This window comes from Simkaniaceae bacterium, from assembly GCA_021734805.1.
GTDB lineage: Bacteria > Chlamydiota > Chlamydiia > Chlamydiales > JACRBE01 > Amphritriteisimkania.
In genome coordinates this window covers 1-19612 of sequence record JAIPIG010000012.1, presented here as the reverse complement: position 1 = coordinate 19612, position 19612 = coordinate 1, and the positions used below count along the sequence as shown (strand labels likewise).

The 19612-nt window shown below is 39.4% G+C and carries 12 protein-coding genes; 6 read left to right on the top strand and 6 right to left on the bottom strand.

The annotated features are described in order from the left end of the window. The first annotated feature begins 78 nt into the window (after positions 1 to 78). Positions 79 to 564 (top strand): 2-C-methyl-D-erythritol 2,4-cyclodiphosphate synthase, encoded by a 486-nt coding sequence (gene ispF, locus K9M07_03470; GenBank protein ID MCF7852284.1) that lies wholly within the window; start codon positions 79 to 81, stop codon positions 562 to 564. On the opposite strand, the gene K9M07_03465 is transcribed toward ispF, so the two are convergent. From K9M07_03465 to K9M07_03455, 3 genes are all read right to left on the bottom strand, one after another. After that, positions 561 to 1676: a sulfite reductase gene (locus K9M07_03465; GenBank protein MCF7852283.1), complete on the bottom strand. Its 1116-nt coding sequence runs from the start codon at positions 1674 to 1676 to the stop codon at positions 561 to 563. The two genes, ispF and K9M07_03465, sit on opposite strands and share 4 nt — an antisense overlap. Before the next feature lie 386 nt (positions 1677 to 2062). After that, on the bottom strand, positions 2063 to 3571 hold the full coding sequence (gene gltX / locus K9M07_03460; GenBank protein MCF7852282.1) for a glutamate--tRNA ligase: 1509 nt from the start codon (positions 3569 to 3571) through the stop codon (positions 2063 to 2065). Positions 3572 to 3767: 196 nt separating this feature from the next. After that, complete coding sequence (locus tag K9M07_03455) at positions 3768 to 5759, bottom strand: PDZ domain-containing protein (protein ID MCF7852281.1); 1992 nt, start codon at positions 5757 to 5759, stop codon at positions 3768 to 3770. Positions 5760 to 6209: 450 nt separating this feature from the next. Between K9M07_03455 and K9M07_03450 the strand changes: the two genes are divergently transcribed. Further along, complete coding sequence (locus K9M07_03450) at positions 6210 to 6680, top strand: helix-turn-helix domain-containing protein (protein MCF7852280.1); 471 nt, start codon at positions 6210 to 6212, stop codon at positions 6678 to 6680. A gap of 52 nt (positions 6681 to 6732) precedes the next feature. On the opposite strand, the gene recJ is transcribed toward K9M07_03450, so the two are convergent. Together recJ and secD are read right to left on the bottom strand one after the other, a co-directional pair. After that, a complete protein-coding gene (gene recJ / locus K9M07_03445) occupies positions 6733 to 8484 on the bottom strand; it encodes a single-stranded-DNA-specific exonuclease RecJ (protein ID MCF7852279.1) in 1752 nt (583 codons plus the stop codon). Between the two features lie 7 nt (positions 8485 to 8491). After that, positions 8492 to 13054, bottom strand: a complete 4563-nt coding sequence (secD, locus tag K9M07_03440) for a protein translocase subunit SecD (protein ID MCF7852278.1) — start codon at positions 13052 to 13054, stop codon at positions 8492 to 8494. Between the two features lie 493 nt (positions 13055 to 13547). Between secD and K9M07_03435 the strand changes: the two genes are divergently transcribed. The 4 genes from K9M07_03435 to cmk all read left to right on the top strand — a co-directional run bounded on the left by K9M07_03435 (position 13548) and on the right by cmk (position 17910). Further along, positions 13548 to 14858 (top strand): adenylosuccinate synthase, encoded by a 1311-nt coding sequence (locus tag K9M07_03435; GenBank protein MCF7852277.1) that lies wholly within the window; start codon positions 13548 to 13550, stop codon positions 14856 to 14858. Next, entirely contained in the window at positions 14813 to 15613 is an 801-nt protein-coding gene (uppS, locus tag K9M07_03430; GenBank protein ID MCF7852276.1) for a di-trans,poly-cis-decaprenylcistransferase, read from the top strand. The genes K9M07_03435 and uppS overlap by 46 nt, the downstream gene beginning before the upstream one ends. A gap of 3 nt (positions 15614 to 15616) precedes the next feature. Continuing rightward, positions 15617 to 16483: a phosphatidate cytidylyltransferase gene (locus K9M07_03425; protein MCF7852275.1), complete on the top strand. Its 867-nt coding sequence runs from the start codon at positions 15617 to 15619 to the stop codon at positions 16481 to 16483. Between the two features lie 107 nt (positions 16484 to 16590). Then, positions 16591 to 17910, top strand: coding sequence for a (d)CMP kinase (cmk, locus tag K9M07_03420; protein ID MCF7852274.1), 1320 nt, complete (start codon positions 16591 to 16593; stop codon positions 17908 to 17910). A 528-nt stretch (positions 17911 to 18438) separates the two neighbouring features. Here cmk and K9M07_03415 read toward each other — a convergent pair. Beyond that, positions 18439 to 19485 (bottom strand): IS110 family transposase, encoded by a 1047-nt coding sequence (locus K9M07_03415; protein ID MCF7852273.1) that lies wholly within the window; start codon positions 19483 to 19485, stop codon positions 18439 to 18441. Positions 19486 to 19612 lie beyond the last annotated feature (127 nt).

Below are 19612 nucleotides of genomic sequence, written 5' to 3'. Positions count from 1 at the left end.
TTTGCTTTTGAAAAGGTAGAATTGCAAAATCGAGATTATACTAAATGCGAAAAATAATATACATATTTGGATAATGAGATGTTTCGAACTGGTTTAGGGCAGGATTCGCACCGGTTTTTAAAAGAAAAAAGTCATAAGAAATGCGTCATTGGCGGCCTTGTCTTTGAAGAAGTCAACGGACTCGATGCAGATTCTGATGGGGATGTTGTTTTACATAGCATTTGTAATGCGATTTCTTCGATTACCCATGTGTATATTCTGGGAGAAATTGCCCCTAAATTGTGTAAAGAACAAGGGGTGACCGATAGTCGCGTTTATCTCCAAGAAGCACTAAAGACACTTGGATCGCAAAAGATCTCTCATGTATCATTAGCGCTTGAAGCAAAACAACCGAGACTGCAAAAGCACCTCGATGCCATCCGCTCTAATGTCGCAAACCTGATGGGTTTAAATGTGAGTGATGTGGGAATGACTGTGACTTCAGGGGATCAGTTGACCGATTTTGCACGCGGTGAGGGGATTCAATGTTTGGCAATTGTGACGGTTGAGCAAAGTCCGGGTTAGTAGATATCTAACAATAACTGCTTTGATTTTCGGAGTTGTTTGAGATAATCTAATGCACTTTCTTCACTCAAACCACCTTCAATTTGAGCAATCTGTTTGAGCGTTTCTTGCACGTCTTTAGCCATTCTATGAGCATCACCACAAATATAGATATGAGCTCCATTTTGAATCCATTGCCACAATTCTCGCGCTTCTTCAAGCATGCGATCTTGCACATAAATTTTTTGCGGTTGATCTCGTGAGAAAGCTAAGCTGAGTTTTAAAAGGTGGGTTTTTTTGAAATCAGTAAAAAAATCTTCGTAATAAAAATCACTTTGTCGATTGCGATCTCCAAAAAAAAGCCAATGATTACCGGTTGATCGAAAATGAGAGCGTTCTTGCAAGAAGGCTCTATAGGGAGCAATTCCGGTGCCGGGACCAATCATAATAATAGGAATATGAGGATCTTTAGGAAGTCTAAAGTGTTCTGCATGATGGATATAAAAAGGGATAGGGGTCTGATCAATGGATGCTGCATGGCAGAGAAAATTAGAACCTAATCCGGCATAAAGTTTCCCTTGTTTGACAAAAGAAAAAGTAGCAACAGTCAAGTGAATTTCATTGGGATATTGATGTTTAGAGGATGCAATAGAGTACATTCTAGGGAGGATAGGGCTCAGAGAATCAACAATCATTTGCACATCAATGAACTTAGGTTCAAAGAGGTTTAAGGCCGATTCAACAGTATGTTCTTGGATGAAGGCTTTCGATTGGTCTTTATCATTTAAAAGTGTTTCGATGAGCGCCCTATGGGAGATATCGTGAGTTGCAATCGCTCTTAAGAGTTTATTTGTAAAGCTATCGATATTAGCCTTTTGAGCGAGGATGAAGCTCAGTGGGTGGATTTCTCCTCTATAGGAAAACAGACCATTTGTATTCAATAAATCAAGCAGTGGGGTGATTTGCTCTTTTTTATAATGGGGGAAAACTGCGATGGAATCTCCCGGCTGAAAAGTCAATTCAGGGTGGCAAGCAAGTGAAATATGATAAGTTTTTTTAGAAGAACCCTCTAAATTGAGAAGTTTTCTTTCTAATAGCTTAGAAATAAAGGGGTTGTGTCTATCACTTTCCATTTTTTGAATTGATTAACATTTTTAGGGATATGAGTATATCGGATTGATAATAGAAAGAATAGATAGCCCTTTTTCTTTTGTTTAAAACCTGCAAGCAAACCTATTCTAAGGCATTGAATATGAGTGGTTTTATGATGTTTAAAAAGTTATGTTTTAGCTTTTTTTTTCGCTATAAATATGTTAAAAAGAGAGAAAGTATGAGGGAAATATGAAGGGGTTTCTATTTTTATCCATTGGTGCATTACTTTTTTTAGTCGGGTGCGGTTCATCAGGCTATCAAATTAATAGCTATGCCATTTCAAAAAATGATCGGCCTATTATAGAAAAAAAATCTTCCATACAGCCCCTATCAGAAAGGAAGTAATTTAAGAGCCTGTTTTTTGGATTTATTCTTTTGTCATGAGTTCATGACATGTTGCTGCTGTATATTTTTCTGACAAGTAAGCTAGTTTATTTTTTGAAAGCCCGCCTAAAAAGTGAATTGCATTAAGCAATCTTGCTCGAGCTCTTGATTTTCCTAAAATTTCAAAGGAGTCAAATAAGGGTGGGCCTTGGTGCTTCCCCGTAATGACTGCATATAGGATTTTCATTACGACTTTTTTATGATTCACCTTAAACATTTCTGCAATGTCAAATGAGGTCTGTTGCATACCGGAATGAGACCAGTCTTCTCGTCGATCTAACTCCCAAATGGTAGTCTGTATAATAAAAGCAGCTTGTTCCTGAGTAAGGCCTTTAGGACAGAGCAGTTCTTCAGAGTAAATAGGCGTGTCTATAAAGAAAAATTGACAAAGTTCCATAAAATCGGAAAGTCGTTTGATGCGCGTATGGCATAATTTCATCAGCTTTTCAAAAAAGGCATCATTGAAATACCAATTTTTTAATTGTTGAAGCAAATCTGCTTCCGATAATGAGTTTATGATATATTGCTGATTAATCCAGTCTAATTTGCGCACATCAAAAAAGGCACCTGACACTCCAATACGGCTTGGATTGAAATCTCGAATGACTTGATCAAGAGAGTAAATCTCTTGGTCATTTGGCATGCTATAACCCATTAAAGTTAAAAAATTAATAAAGGCCTCCGGAAGATATCCCGTGTCTTTATAGTATTCAATAGAGGTCGGATTTTTTCTTTTTGATAATTTGCGCCCATCTTCACCGAGTAGCAGGGGCATATGCATAAAAATAGGGGGTTCCCATCCAAATGCCTGATAGAGGTAAATGTGTTTAGGGGTTGAGCTCATCCACTCATCGCCACGAATGACATGAGTGATTTTCATGAGGTGGTCATCAACGACATTAGCTAAGTGGTAGGTGGGAAACCCATCAGATTTTAATAATACTTGATCATCGACATCAGCCCAAGGGGAAGCAATACGGCCTTTAATGGCATCTTCGTATATGCAATCGCCGGATAGGGGCATTTTTAGGCGGATCACATAAGATTGTTTGGCATCTTCTCTTTCTTTAATTTCAGCCTCACTCAAATTCCGGTAGCGGCGATCATAGCCTATTTTTTTCCCTAACTTTGCATTCACTTCTCTCATTTCTTTGAGTTCTTCCGGTGTTGCAAAACATTTATAGGCATGACCTGCATCGAGAAGTTTCTGAACATATTCCCGATAGATTTCTGTTCTTTCTGATTGGCGGTAAGGACCATAAGGGCCACCAATGTCAGGTCCTTCATCCCATTCAATCCCACTCCATTTTAGAGCACGGAAGACCGTTTCTTCATATTCTTTTCTCGAGCGTGTTTGGTCAGTGTCTTCTATGCGGAGAATAAATTTGCCCTCATAATGTCGAGCAAAAATCATATTAAAGATAGCCATATAGGCAGTTCCAACGTGGGGGTCTCCGGTTGGGGAAGGGGCAATTCTAACGCGTACATTCATGAGATTGATATTACCTTTATATCGAAGAGAGTATAAAGATACCCAATTTAGGGATTTTTGTCAGTAACTCACCTTACGCAAAAATGAGGGCTAGCCCTCATTTCTCACAAAGTTGGGGAGGAGGGCATGGCCAAAGTCCTATATCCGATGAGGGGAGATTGATATGGCAAAGCTGCAGCTGCTCTATAACCGTATATTAAGCGGCTTTTTTTGGCTGAGATGGGGTCGATTGTGAAAAGTTTTGTGCATTGAGAAGTAAAATTAAATCTTTCATTACATTAAAGCTCTCTTCCAACTGCAAATCATTTTTACCATATTTTTTTGTCGAATCCCTAGGGAGATCATCAGAATCTTTTTTCATGTCTTCTAGAAAAGCAACATAATTGGGATTAAGTGAGATCCGATGTTCGACATTCTCTTGTAACTTAGGGATAAAATGGAGAAGGGAATCATTTTGTTGTTCCAGATCCTTTGCATAGATTGACTTCATTCTGTAGCGATGGATGGGGTGGATATCGGATAGATCGTCATGAAAATTCGCCGGAATGGAATCATTTTGAATCGCATTTTTTGTGAATCGCTCTCCAAAATCAATTTGAGAGAAGGGCCCGGGAATTTCTATATTGGTTTTTAAACCGGTGAACTGGGGGCTTCTGCCGGAAACGGTAAAATACATGCCCCTTGTCACTTTAAATTCCCCTTCGGGATTGATTTTTCCCGAATGATTCGCTTCGAGAGTAAATGTTTGATAAGTTCCTTTCCCGTAGGTGAAATCATCACCGATAACTAAGGCACGTCCATAATCTTGTAGAGATTGGGCGACGATTTCGGCAGCAGAAGCGCTTGCTCTATTTGTTAAAATAAGTAAGGGGCCATCCCATGTTTTTTTATTTTCAAAATTGCGTAAATGTTGAACATTCCCGACAGAGTCTTTAATAGATGCCACAATGCCTCTGTTAATAAATAGTCCTGCCACATCTACAGCTTGAGTGAGTAGACCCCCTCCGTTACTTCGAAGATCTAAGATAATTCCAAGCAAGTTGTGTTGTTTTCTAATGTCTTCAATTTGCTTTTTAAGATCTGCTGCTGAAGACGTTGTAGCATCCTGATAAAATGAAAAAAGGTGAATATTTGCGATAACGCCATTCCCAAAAGGTTCGATTTGGGTTTTATAACGGGATTCACTGAGAACAACTTCTTGCCGTAAGATATCAATATCGATTTTTTTTGTTGTTGTTTCCTCTTCTTCGATTTCATAGTCTCTCATCACTGTTAAAGTGACCAAAGTTCCTTCAGGTCCGCGGATCAATTCAACTGCATCACTAATATTCAGACCAATGATAGGATTGCCATTGACTGCAATGACTCGATCTCCGACTTTCAAAAGTTTAGAAAGATCTGCAGGACCACCTTCGACTAAGCTTACAACTGTCAGTCCATTGAGGTCGTCTCGCAATCCTGCTCCGATTCCATAAAGTTTTTGTTGAACTTGGATAATAAATTGGTTAGCTTCTGAAGGAGTAAAATATGCCGTATGAGAATCTAGAGCTGATGCAATTGATTTCAGCACAAATGAAAGCACGGTTTTCTCTCTTTCAGACGCATTTATTCCTAGGAGCTCCGCTTCGCTCGTTAATCGGTTTTTTTCTAATCGTTTGATTAATAAGTCTTTGCTCTCATGGTTGATGCGTTCTGCAGCTTCTGCTTGTAATCCCCTAATGCGCAAGATTCGGTTTGTTAATTCTTCTTCGGTTTTGGCCCATAACAAATCGGAAAATTCAGAAATTTTAACATCTTTGGGAAGTTCCATCGAACTGATTTTCGATTCAATCACACTGCGACGTTCTATAGCTACAATCAAAGTTTCATAAATCTCTTTGAAATGAGAAAAATCATTTTTATCGATGTGATTTTTAACGACTAGGCCTAAGGTATCATCCGGTTCAATCCAATTTTGAATTTCAGCCTCAATAAAATAGGTTTTAGAGGGGTCGAGTTCTAAAAGGTAGTTTTGCATGGTTTTTTTTACGAGATCGCAGGTCAGTTCCTTATGGACAATATGAGCTTGCAAAAAGTCATTGATTTTTTGTTTAACAATAGGGGGGGTTAATGCAGGAGCCTTAGCCTCAATTGGTTGCAGAAAGACAAAAAATAAAGTCGTTAATAATAAATGAGTTAGATATTTCATAAGCCCCCGCATCTATCTGAATTTCATGGTAACTAAGGACTTTGTTTCGTTCTATTAAAAAATGGGATCAATAGCGTTTATTGAATTTTAATATTTTGTAAATGGTTAATTACTAATAGTTTATGTGTAAAAATTAATTTGAGAGATCAACTTTTTCGAATCAAAAATAAAATGAATCCGTGGATGGGCATATGCCCAAAAGGCGCCTTCAGATTTCTGCCTAATTTTCGTTAGCCGTCAAAGAAATCCCCTCTATTTATGGAGGGGATTTCTTTAAAAAACATCATTAAACAATTACTCAATGTAGTTAATTTTTATTGATTTCAATTCTTTTTTATGTCAAAATTACTCTTTCATAATTAAGAAAGAGTTAATTTGTTTGAAAGGATTGGCTTTTCAAACTGTTTAAAGAATTTAATTTGTCTTTAACATAAACAATGGAGAATGTAAATGGCTGATATACAACAAGATGATTATCGCACAGAAGCAATTATCTGTGAATCGGATGATCCTAAAGTGGTTTCAATCACAGAGGCGGCTCGAATTAATGGGGTGACCCGTCAGGCAATCTATGTGGCAATTAAGCAAAATAAGCTAAAAGCTACAAAAGAAACAACTCGCTGGACAATCCACTTAGATGATCTCGAGAATTACAGAAATCAGAAGTATTCAAGAGCAAAATCAACATATAATGGTGAGTTGCTTTATGATAATTCACGTGGGTTTTTCTCTGTAAATCAGGTTGCAAAAATGCTCGGAGTTCCGGCTCAAAAGATTTATTATGCGACGCGCATTGGTCTTTTAAAGGCTTCTCGCAGAGGTGCAGCATGGGTGGTTCAATCTGAGGATCTGAAATCATACAAAGAGAATTATCTAGATGCTCAGAAAGCTTCTGCTGAACAGCGCTTTCAAGCAATGTAATCTCAACAAATGATGATATGAAAAACTCTAAATTTTTCATTCATATTATTTGTTAAGGCAGGTCATTTTCAATTTTGAAATCTCGAATTTGCAACTGAATACTTGATTTATTGAGATAATTGTTGATTGTTGGAGTGAAAGCGATCTTTAATTTGAGATTCTTTTTTGTAAGCATTCCTTTTCGGTGAGCAAATCCAAATGCAATCCCTTCTAAAAACCGTCCTCCTTGTTCTAAATACAGTTTTAAATGAGTACGTCCAATAATTTTTGGTGGCCATACTTGTTTAGTCATGCAATATAGAATAGGAGCTGGATTTTCATTTCCAAATGGTTCTAAGAGGCCAAGTGACTCTAGAAAATCGAAAGTTAAGTCTGAAAAATTAGCTTGGGCATCTAAATATAGCTTTGGAACGACATCTTGTTCTTTAAGAGCTTCATTGGCTGATTCGATAAAATGTTTCTTAAAAGCATTGATATTTTCTTCTCTAATCATAAAGCCTGCGGCATAATCATGCCCTCCAAAATTCGAGAGAAGATCGGGTCTTTTCTTTAGGATAGGCAAAACCGGGAATTCGGGGATTGTGCGGATTGATCCTTTGCCAACACCTTCTTCAATAGTGATAATTGCTGTGGGTCGGTTATATTGTTTAGCAAGACGTGCTGCAATGATTGGGATAATGCCGGGATGCCAATTATGGGAGAATAAGACGATGGCTTTTTGAGTGAGAATTTCCGGGAAAGAAGAAATAAGCAGTTCCACTTCCTCAGAATCTTTCTTTTCAATGCGCTGACGCTCCAAATTTTTCAGATCAAGTTCTTTAGCCAGCTTTTCTGCTTGGTAGGAGTCTTGGGTCAATAAAAGCTCAACGCCTTTAATTGGGTCAGCAATACGACCAAGGCTATTCAGCCGAGGGGCTAGTTTAGATGCAATATCAGTAATGGTTATATCGTAGGGCTTGAGACCGCTGACTTTAATGAGTTTTACAAGACCAATGCGATTTGTGCGATGGAGTTGGATGAGTCCGTAACGAACAAATATTCTGTTTTCATCTAATAGCCCACCCATATCTGCGATCGTTCCCAATGCAACTAAATCGAGATATTTTTTTAAATCAATTTGGTCGGATTTAATCTGTTTTTTTGAGATCAAAAATTTTAAATAACCATGGGCAAGCTTGAAGGCAACGCCTACTCCGGTAATTTCCCTATTGGGGTAGGAGCAATTGAGAATTTTAGGGTTAAGTATAGCTGATACTTCGGGTAAATGATCGGAGGGTTCATGATGGTCAGTAATAATAACATCAATGCCTTGATCGACAATTTCCTTAAGATCCTTAATTGCGGTTGTTCCGCAATCGACAGTGATCATTAGTTTACATCGATTTTCAAGTCCAAATTGGAGCGCGTCCAAAAAACCGCTTGACGTTAAGCTATTGCGGTTTGCCACAAAGAAATGGACATGAATGCCAAGGTCTCGAAACAAATCGGTTAGTAAGGTTGTTCCGGTGATCCCATCGACATCATTATCGCCATAAATCAAGATGTGTTCTTGATCTTGATGTGCCTTATAGATGCGGTCAATTGCGAGCTGCATTTGGGGAAATAAATCAGGGTCATACAAGTTGGGGAGCTTTGCATACAAAAAATCATGTAATTTTTTTGTTGTTTCAAAGCCCCTTGAAACCAAAACTTGAGCTGTCACCGGATGAATATGAAATTCTTCGATAAAAGTTTGGCATAGAGCCTTGTTTTGGACCGGATCTATCCAAATAGGGGTATATATCGAAGAATCATATCTTGCCATAAACTCCTTATTGCATACTTAAAATAGCTCTTGAGCTATTTGAGGACTCTTTTTTTTGGAACGAATGCAATAGGAGAGATGCAATAAAGAGGGTCGATAGTGTTCCAACAACAACTCCAATTGCCATCACAAGCGAGAATCCAAAAATTGTTTGTCCGCCAAATACAATCAAAGCAATCAAGACGACAAATGTGGTTAGAGATGTCATAATAGTTCTGCTTAGAGTGACATTAAGTGAATGGTTAATAATTTCAAAGAGGGACTCTTTCCGTTTAGTTTTCATATCTTCACGGATGCGATCGAAGACAATGATTGTATCGTTGAGAGAATAACCAATAATTGTCATCAGTGCTGCAATCGTATTAAGATCAATTTGAACAGGCACGCCGATGAGGTGCAATATAGCAATGAGGGCTAAAGTAACAACAACATCTATGGCAAGAGCGATTGTAGCGCTCATTGCAAACTTAAATTCAAATCTGAAGGTAATATAGAGTAGGATGCAAATAAGTGCGATTCCTAGGCCGATGATTGCATTATTGCGCATGCTATCAGACATTTGACCGCTAATGCTTGTCCAATTTGTATCTAATTGATCAATAGATGCCTCAGTTAGGGCAATGCCACTTTCCTGAAGAGCATTGACAATCCAAACAATTTTAGGATTCGTTTGATACGCAAACTCTGTTTGACTAGGATCAATATCATAAGATAGACCTGCAAAGGGCTGTCCCTGCCTTTCTAAGTTTTTTGCTAAAAAGATACGCAATTGATTTGACGGGGTTAATTCTCTAACGGAAAAGTCATGAGAAGTTAATCCGTGTTTTTCAAAAGCTTTTTCAACAATTTGACGGTAATTTGTCTGTTCGCTTGGTTTCACTTCAAGAGTTAAGGCATATCCCCCGGTGAAATCCATGCCAAGAATAGTTGATTTTTCTTTAGTCAAAGAAAAAGCGCCAATCAAAGCGATTAAAGCAACAACGACAAAAGCAGGTTTTCCAAATTTTAAGAAATTAAAATGAGAACCTCTAATCCAATTCAGCATGTTTAGTGTTTTATGCTCCGGTTTTTGAACCCAAATGCGGAAAAAACAGCGGGTAAAAAAGAGGGCAGTAAACATTGATGATACGATTCCTATAATAAGCGATAGAGCAAATCCCTTAATAGGTCCCGAATCGAAGTTGAGTAGGATGAGGGCAGCAATAATTGTTGTAATATTTGAATCTAAAATGGCTGAAAAGGCCTTTTTATAACCGGTTTGAATAGCAAGGGCGATGCGACCTGATTGAGTAAACTCTTCTCTGATTCTCTCAAATATGAGGACATTTGCATCAACTGCCATCCCCATGGTCAAAATAATACCCGCAATTGTAGCCAATGTGATGGTAGCTTGTAAGTTTTGCAGGGTTGCCCACATAATCAATAAATTCAGTAGAACGGCTACAGAGGCGATCACTCCGGCGAAACGATAGTAGACTACCATAACGGCGATGACGAGTGAGAGTGCAATAACCGTTGCAATGATGCCGCTGCGACGCTCTTTGATGCCGAGTTCCGGACTGACATTTTTCTCAGAAAGAATGTAGGGGGTAAATGTCAATGAACCGGCTTTGAGATCCGCTTCTAATTTTGCAATCTCCCTTTGGGTGAAGCTGCCCGTAATGCGACCATTTGTCTTAAGGGGTTGAGCAAGCTGTGGTGAGCTAATGACTTGGCCGTTGAGTATTACAGCCATTCTCCAGCCTTCTCCACTTGAAAACTTTTCATAACTGGTTCCGATGACTTTTTCTTTTGAAAAGATACTTGTCCAATTATAGAGCTCATTGCGGGGGTTGATATGTTCATTACCCGTTGAATTTCTACTGCTGTTCACTTCAAAGGAGAGGAAGTTACCCTCTGCAGGATCAAATCCGGCGTGGATATGATCTAAATCAGCTCCTTCTAAAGCATAATTGTTGAAGACAATGAGGAGAGGGTTATTTTGCTGATTCCAGTCGAGTATGCTATCTCCGCGGTAGCAAGCCACCATTGAGGTTGAATCGTCAAATGAGGAGGAGCGATTTGCCCGATTGGGATTAGCGAGTCTAAGCCCATTTTTATATAGGATTTTTGCAGACTCGCTTCGAGGATTTGCTACTTCTGCATCTGATGGATCGCCATATAGATGATTCCAAGCAATTTCATTAATACTTTGAACATCTTTTTTGTTTGTGACAATGGCTTCATTCCACACTTCGAGTAAGAAGCGATTTGTTGCATCTCTGAGAAGTGGGTTGCGGATTGAGAATTTCTCATTGATCACATGAAATGACATCGATGAGGCTTTAATTAAGTCTTTAGCCGACAGTCCTTGAGAGCCGGGGAAGTCAAGTGTAATATTTGAGCCTTCTCTTCGGATAGAGACCTCAGAGACTCCCATTTTATTGACACGGTTATAAAGCTCATTAATACCTTGATTAATGTCAGCCTCATTTGTCACTTGTTGCCCCTTATGATCTCTTAGTTCGACTTGGACGGTCTTTCCCCCTGAAAGGTCAAGCCCCCAGTTGAGGATTTTCCGATCATCGCCTCTAAAGTACTTGCGGGCACTTAAGGCGAGGTTTGAGAAAAGAGGGTTTTTTGTCGGTGCGGGAATTTCAAATCGGGCAAGTTTTGCCGGATCAACTTGAGATGCCTGATATTCATCTCTCCATTTCAACAATTCTTCTTGCTCTTCCGTTTCGATAGTATTTGTTCTTAGAATACGCTGTTTGAGATTTGTGAACTCGAGTGTGGCGTAGCGCTTTGTCCCATATACATTAAACTCTTCGCGTGTTGCCATAAGGATTGGAAGATAATAATTTTCCGCTTCAAAAATATAATCATGTGCGTATTCAGCCGGAAGGGGGTATGTAGTTCCCGGATAGCCGGTGAATCCAAGTTGATTTAAGCTGGCTTGGAGTTGGTTTAAGGAAGCAAAGAAAGCTTGAGAAGCATCGCTACTTGGTTCTTTATTATATTTTTCTAACATTTGACCTAGCCCTTTTGCAATGACATAGATCGAGCTATTTCTGAACCCAAATGTACTTGTTTTGTTTTGCATCAAAGGAGAGGTGACTAGGAGGCAAAACTTTTTATCGATCGCAGAAAGCTGTTGGTATTCCTTTTCGCTAACGATTGGAAATGCACTACTTGAGAGTTCAGATGATGCAGGGCTCCAATTTTTCTTCAAAAAGTCTCTAATGCTTCCGGTTTCTTTTTGCGCGATCTCTTTTAAATCGAGAACGAGCATGCTTTTTGCGTCAGTTAGAGAATTGATGCTCACTTGAAATTGATTTTTATTAGGGATGAGTTTTTCATTTGTCTCTCTAGAAATGCGGGCAATTTCATTAAAAATCAATTGATCGACAAGTTCTTTTTCTTTTGCTTTAGATGGATTTTCAGAAAGAGATTCCTTCAAGGCCAAAACATCAGGATGGAATGAGATATTGAACTTGGAATGAGGCCAGTCAATAGCGATCGCTTCAATCAGAGGGTTATATTTTCCAACAGACAAGGGTGTTTCGGAAGCCATAGTCGCTTGTGATGCAGCCTCATCAATCATGTGTTCGACTTCTGCAGGGTGAAGAGGTGTGATTCCGGAAGCAAAAATGCGGGCATGTTTGCGAATAACGGCTGTTGTTTTAAGAAGATCAGCTTCTTTTTCTTCGAGGATCTCAAGCTGTTGCTTTTTGGATCCATCTAAGAATTCGCCTGTCTTTTGAAGATTTTTTTCTTCGTCAAGTAGAGCAACTTTTTCTAGCTTCATTTTTTCTTTTAGAGCATCTAAGCGGCCAATTAGGGATTGAACTGCTTGAGATTTGTCAACAAAATTGCCCTGAGTAAAGCTCGCAAAGAAGCGCTTAGTAATAGGTGAATTTTCTCCTAATGTTTTCACATAATTGAGGACATTGCCGGAAAGGATCATTAAAAATTCATCAGATCTTGCTAATTGGTTCTCTTGCAGAATCAAAGATAATAACTGCGCATTGTCGCTCATTCCACCGACTACATCAGCGATCTGTAATAAACGATCTGATGTTACTTTTTTATACAATGAATCAATAGAATCAGCTGAAGTGTCCATTGCTGCAAATTGAAACCCTTCAGGAGAGGATGAAAAATGGATAGGGATTTTGCGGTGCAAAGTCACAATTTTAGGGTCAGTGTCGGTGTCTTGTTGAGATAGGGTCAGTCGAGCGGGAAAGAAGGGAATCGCTTGTCCTGCATTTGGTAAATATTTTTTAAATATCGCAGCGTCGTTGGAGGTATGAAAGGCGACTTTCATTTCTTGCGGGGCATCGGAGGGGGTATCGATTGACTTGACTTTCACTTTTAAAAGTTTAGCAAAAGATTGAACCCAATTTTTTGCATCGACTTCTAGTTGGTTAACGCGCTGGGCTGATTCGTTTGCAATAGCAAGTGCCTGCTGTTTTTGAATGGGTTGATTCAGAGGTCTTGAATAAAAAAATAGGGTAGGGAGAATGTTGTAGAGTGTAAGAAGGAGTACAACTGCGATGAGAGCAATTTGCCAACGTTTATTTTTTTCCATAGTAATTTTTATCCTTACCTTATGACGAGATCTTCAGTTTGTTATGCCGATAACTAGGGCACATCAGTTCATGTTTTAGGGAGTGAATCCATGACAAAAGCAGTTTTAATGAGTCAGGATGTCTTCCCAAGCCTCAAATTCAGCCGCTCCTTAGGTATATACAACATTAAAACTCAAAAAAGATTGAATGTTGCTCACACGCTAATGAGTTATTCAGCCATTTATTGCTAATTTTTTTTTGACTCTACAAGCTCAAACGCCGTTTATAGGAGAGCTCCCATTATCAAATCCTCTGAAATATTCTCTAATTACTGCTGCAATACAGACGAGTAAAGAGATATCGATACCTCAGGTTTAGAGAAGGATACTAAAATGCACTGTATCTGTCTAGTTTTCTATTTGCATTCGATTCTAAATCCAAATTTTTTAGATTTGTCTTTTCAACGTCTTGTGTTAAAATTTAGCCAGCATGCGAATTCAATGAGAAAATGGAATGCAAACTTCAATTGTAGCCGGTCTTGGATGGGGTGATGAGGGGAAAGGGAAGATTATTGACTACCTCTCTTCCCAATTTAGGCATATTGTCCGCGCGCAAGGCGGTCATAATGCAGGGCATACTGTAACAGTAGGAGAAAATGAGTATCATTTTCATTTGCTCCCTTCCGGTATTTTGCAACCAGATTGTCGGTGTTATCTTGGCTCAGGGGCTGTGATTTATCCTCCTCAATTATTTAAGGAAATAGAGGGCCTCGATTTTGAGGTTGGTAATGAGCGCTTAAGAATATCCGCTTATGCCCATGTGATTATGCCGTATCATATGTTATTGGATGAAGAAAGGGAAAAGGCTCGAAAAGAAAGCCCTCTTGGAACAACGAAAAGAGGGATTGGACCCTGCTATGTTGACCAAGTAGATCGGATTGGAATTCGTGTGATTGATCTTTTAAAACCGGCGGATTTAAAAGAGAGTTTAGATAGAGTGTGGGATATAAAGAATCGAGATTTTGAGCTATATGGCATTCAACATCAACTGGATAAAGAAAAAATCTATAGTGAGTATGTCGAGTATGGAAAAAAGTTGAGTCCTTTTGTTAGCTTTATTGAAGAAGAGCTTTATATGGCAGCCAATCGCAATGAATCTATTTTAGTTGAAGGTGCTCAAGGGGCTCTTTTAGATTTGGGATATGGGACCTACCCCTTTGTCACTTCTTCTAGAACAGTTCCATCCGGGATGTTAGTAGGTTCTTGTGTCCCTATCACAAGCATTGGGTCAATACTGGGCGTTGTTAAGGCCTATCAAACCCGCGTGGGAGAGGGGCCGTTCCCCACAGAATTAGGAGAGAATGAAAAATCCCTGTTTATGTCTTTAAAGGAAGCAAGGGAGTATGGGACAACGACGGGGCGAGCACGCCGCATTGGGTGGTTTGATGCTGTGCTGACTCGGCATGCCGTTTATACAAGTGGTGCAACCACCCTAGCCCTAATGAAGCTCGATATTTTAGATGGTTTGGATGAAATTTATGTGTGTACCGAATACGAGATTGACGGGAAACGATGGCATTTGCCACCTGCTTCGACGTATGAACTGGCACGTGCCAAGCCTATCTATATCAAAATACCGGGTTGGAAGTGTTCGACAAAAATGGCGACAACATGGGATTCTCTACCTGAAAAAGCTAAAGATTATGTCGGTTATTTAGAAAAACTGTTAGAGTTAAAATTTGAAATTATATCTGTTGGGCCTGAAAGAAATCAAACTTTATGCACCCCTGTGGGTCAAAGCATCGCAAAGAGGTCACAGAAGTGATTGAAGCTCAAGTTTGCTATTACCCACCCTACTCTGATTTAGAGCAAGTCGTTGATTTGGAATCTGTTCCAAAGCATATTGCAATTTTAATGGATGGGAATAGAAGATGGGCGAAAATGAGGGGAAGACCATCTAGATATGGGCATTGGAAAGGCGCCTCTGTTGTTAGTGATATTGTTGAAGTAGCGACTGATCTCGGAATTGAAACCATGACGTTATATACATTTTCAACTGAGAATTGGAAACGATCCGCTTATGAAATCCATGCTTTGATGTACATTTTAGAGTCTTATTTGCTAAAAATGAGAAAAAAAATGTTACAAAATGGAGTTAGATTTGAAACAATCGGTGATCTAACCCCTTTCCCAATGAATTTACAACTCGTCATTAAGGAGATCAAGCAAGCAACGCAGCATGGATCTCAGATGAACTTGGTGTTAGCGCTTAATTATGGAAGCCGTGATGAATTGCGTAGGGCAACTATTAAGGCTTGTCAAGCCATTCAGGAGCAGGGGTTATCGGTAGAGGCATTAACAGAGGAATTAATTAGTCAATGCTTGGATACGGCTCCATTTGGTGATCCGGAATTGATTATTCGTACAGGAGGAATGGAGAGATTGAGTAATTTCTTATTATGGCAAGCTTCATATTCGGAATTTTACACGACTCCTGTCTTATGGCCCGATTTTAATCGAGAGCATTTTATATCAGCTGTTGTTAATTTTCAAAATCGTCAGAGAAGGCTAGGGATATAGCAAATGAAGAAAGTGGCATTTAAGGATTTGAGGCATCGAACTTGGGTATCGGTATTACTTAGTATATTAGCGGTTGTGCTTATTTATTTTTCTACGCAACCACTGATCCAGTTGTTTTTAACTCTTGTATTGACAGGTATTATTTTAGTTGCAGATTTTGAGTGGATGGCAATGATCAAAAAAAAACGGTGTCAAGTCTATCCAAAATTAATTGTCGGATTTACTGTGCTTTGGATGTTGTCGACTTATCTTTCGGTCATTGGCTACCGAATGATGCCATTTAATATGCTCATCATAGCCTTATTTATTTTCTTCTTGTCAACGGGCCATTTTAAACAAATTCCTAATGCAATCTACTCGATTAGCGCCGGTTTATTTGGTATTGCCTACATTGTCATTCCAATTAGCTTAATTTTATATATCGTTTATCCCCACTCAATAGGATTAACTGATAATGGAAGAGTGTGGCTGGCTTTCCTCCTCGTGGTGACAAAAATAGCTGATATAGGAGGCTATTTTATTGGGAAGATCTGGGGGAAGCACAAACTTGCGCCGCACTTAAGCCCTAAAAAAACAATTGAGGGTGCTCTTGGCGGTTTGTGTTTGTCGCTCATCGCATCTATTTGCTTCTTTTTAATAGGACGATTTCTTCCTCAAATGCAGTTTTCTTTAACTCTCTTTCAGTCTATAATACTCGGTTTACTACTAGGGGTTTTGGGGCAGTTGGGAGATTTATCAGAGTCTCTCTTTAAAAGAGACGCTCAGATAAAAGATAGCAATACCATCCCGGGGATTGGTGGTGTTTTAGATATGTTTGATTCATTAATTTTTACAATACCGGCGCTTTACTTATTTTTAGTGCTGGTTTGAGTGGGGAGCTCTCACGCGCCAACGATGTGATAGCCAATATTCCTTAACCGTCAAAAAATCACTTCTATTTATGGAGGGGGTTTTTTTAATATAGATTTTTTATAGTTATGATTATCACAATTGATGGCCCCTCGGGAACCGGCAAAACAACAACTGCAAAATTAGTTGCTGAGCAGTTGGGTTTTTTATATCTCGATACAGGGGCAATGTATCGGGCTTTTGCCCTTTATATTCTAAACCGTAAACTTCCCATAGATGAGAAGAATTGGCCTGAAGATATTTTTCAACAATTTCACTTTTCTATGAAAGTAGAAGGATCTAGAAAAAAGTATTTTTTATCGGATCAAGACGTTACTTCAGATATTCGTTCGGCAAATGTGACAAAGTATTCATCCGAAATTGCCAAGTTTGAAAGTGTACGACATCATATTGTTGCTTTGCAAAGACAGTTTGCTCAAGGGCAGGATGTTGTAATGGAGGGGAGAGATTTAGGATCTGTCGTTTTTCCGCATGCTGAGTGTAAGTTCTTTTTAAAAGCTCGATCATACGTCCGAGCTGAACGGCGATTTGCCGAGCTCAAAGAAAAATTTCCTGATCAAGTTAAGGCAATCACAGTTGAAAAAATATTAGAAGAGCAATCGATTCGCGATGCGAATGATTCTAATCGCAAGATTTCTCCCTTAATTTGTCCCGAAGATGCCATTGTCGTCGATACTTCGGATTTTACAATTGGCGAAGTTGTACAACAAATCGTCAATCGAGTGAAGAAATCTAGGCGTCAGGATACTGTATGGGGGAAAATCGCTTATTACACTGTTCGAGGACTTGTTAATCTTTGTATTAGGTGTTTTTATCATATCAAGGTTTATGGCAAAGAGAATATTATCGATGGTGCAGCGATTATTGCTTCTAATCATACATCCTTTTTAGATCCGCCTATTATTTCGTGTTGTTGTCCTAAATCACTACATTTCTTAGCCCGCGCTTCCTTATTTAAGCATTTCTTTTTTGGTCGCATTATTTCATTTTTAAATGCTCATCCAATTACCGGAGGGGTCAGTGATATCTCTTTGTTTTCTTCGATTGAACGCCTCATCTTGCAAGGAAAGAAAGTCGTAATGTTCCCGGAGGGTCGTCGGGCGAGATCAAAGCAGATTGAGCCTTTTAAAAGAGGGCTTGGTTGGATAGTTGGGAGGACAGGTGCTCCGGTTATCCCTGTTTATATCCACGGCGCTTTTGAGGTATGGCCAAGAAGTAGAAAGTTGCCAAAACTGTTCAAAACAATGATTTGCATTTTTGGGAAGCCCATCTATTTTTCAGAGAGGGGATCATTGAATGATAAACAGTATCAAGCGCAGATTGCATCTCAAGTTGAGATGGCTGTTCGAGCTTTGCAGCAAGAGGTTGAAAGCAATTTGTTGCGCTAGACATTTTATACCGAAATATACCGGGAGGGATTCAAGAGTTGGAATTTTTAGAAGCCGGCGCACCGATGGTCGATCGGGCCGAAGGCTCTTTACCGAACCGATGCGCTATTGACAATAGGCAGAGGTGAGGTAAATCGACCAAGCGGGGATGCCGGCGACAAAAAAAACAACTCTTGAATGACGAGCGGTTCTCTAATCGCGCTGATGTCAAGTAAGTTTTTCTCCTTTTATCGAATTGTGAAAAAACTCCGTGGTTCTCTTCGGGGTCTTTATGGAGAACACTTTGTATTTCTCCGCCCCACCATACCTTTCGAAGCAAGGGGCAAGGCAATGTATAAAACGGCTTCTAAGAGAGCCAACCGCTCGACGCCTTTGCCCTTTCCTTCGGGGTTTTCACAAATTCTGTTCTAGAGAATATCCTAATTTAAATTCAGCTTTTCCCTCGCAATTAAATACCCTTCCGGGGTTGCAAAGGGCGAGTAGTCCTTTGCCGGGGTTAGGGGCAGAGCCCCTGTTTTAAATCCAATCTTAGGCTGCCTTTACCTGTACTTTCTTCTCTTCGCCGTGGATAAAGTCTTTTTTTTCTAAAAGCATCCGGTGCATAATGACTGCAAGCTTTCGCCCAACTGCCACGGAGGCTTTTTTTGCCCCGTTTTTTCTCATGATTTTTAATCCCCAAGCTTTGACTCGACTCCATTTCTTACTCCGAGTCAAACAAACTAACCCGGCTTCCATAAGCAAACTTCTCATTTCTGAAGAACCACATTTCGATATGCGACCTTGTCGTTTGGTTTCTCCTGAAGAATATTGGCGAGGGGTCATTCCAAAGTAGGCTCCCACATCTCGAGAGTTTTTAAATCTATGAGGATCGTCAATTTCAATCTTAAAGGTCATTGCCGTAACTATACCAACTCCCGGAACTGTCATGAGTCGTTTAACGTCTTCATCTTCCTTCGCAAGGGTTTCTACTCTTTTGTCTAGTATCTTAATTTCTGCACTGAGTTTTTCATAACAATTAACCAAACTCTCAACTCCCTCACGAGCAATCATCAGGGCCCCCGGTAATATGGCCCTTACCTTCTCGGAAAATTCTTTTTCTCCGCAGGAACCAAGTCGAACACCATATGTTTTTAAAAAACCTCTTATCGAATTGATCAACTGCACTCTTTGCTGAACTAAAGTTCTTCGACACTGCATTAGGGTGCTAGTTTCTACGGCTTGTTGGGATTTTTGACAAACTTCCTTGTACAAACCACACCTCATGGCCTCTGCAATTCCTTGAGCATCATTATCATCCGTTTTATTAACTCGGACAGAGAGAAATACTGCCATTTTTCGAGCATCAATACAAATTGCAGGTAATTCAAGTTTTCGGAGCTCATTAACCAGCCAGTGACTCAAAGACCCACTTTCGAGGCCAATTTTTTCAATTTTTAAACCAATTTTTTTGAGATGGTAAGCAATTTTTTCTGGGTCAGTTTTTGTTTTCCCCCTATGAACGGACACCCCTTTATCATTGACGATACAAATAACTGTCTCTTTCATAGAAATGTCTAATCCTACATAATGGCTCATTGGTTGCTCCTATAGTTTTGAGGTTTTAACCTCGGTTCTGATTGGAGAGTTTTATAACTACTCCGTTTTTTAGGAGCAACCACTTTACACTTCGCCTTTAAGAGCGAGCGCGATTACAGTATGTATA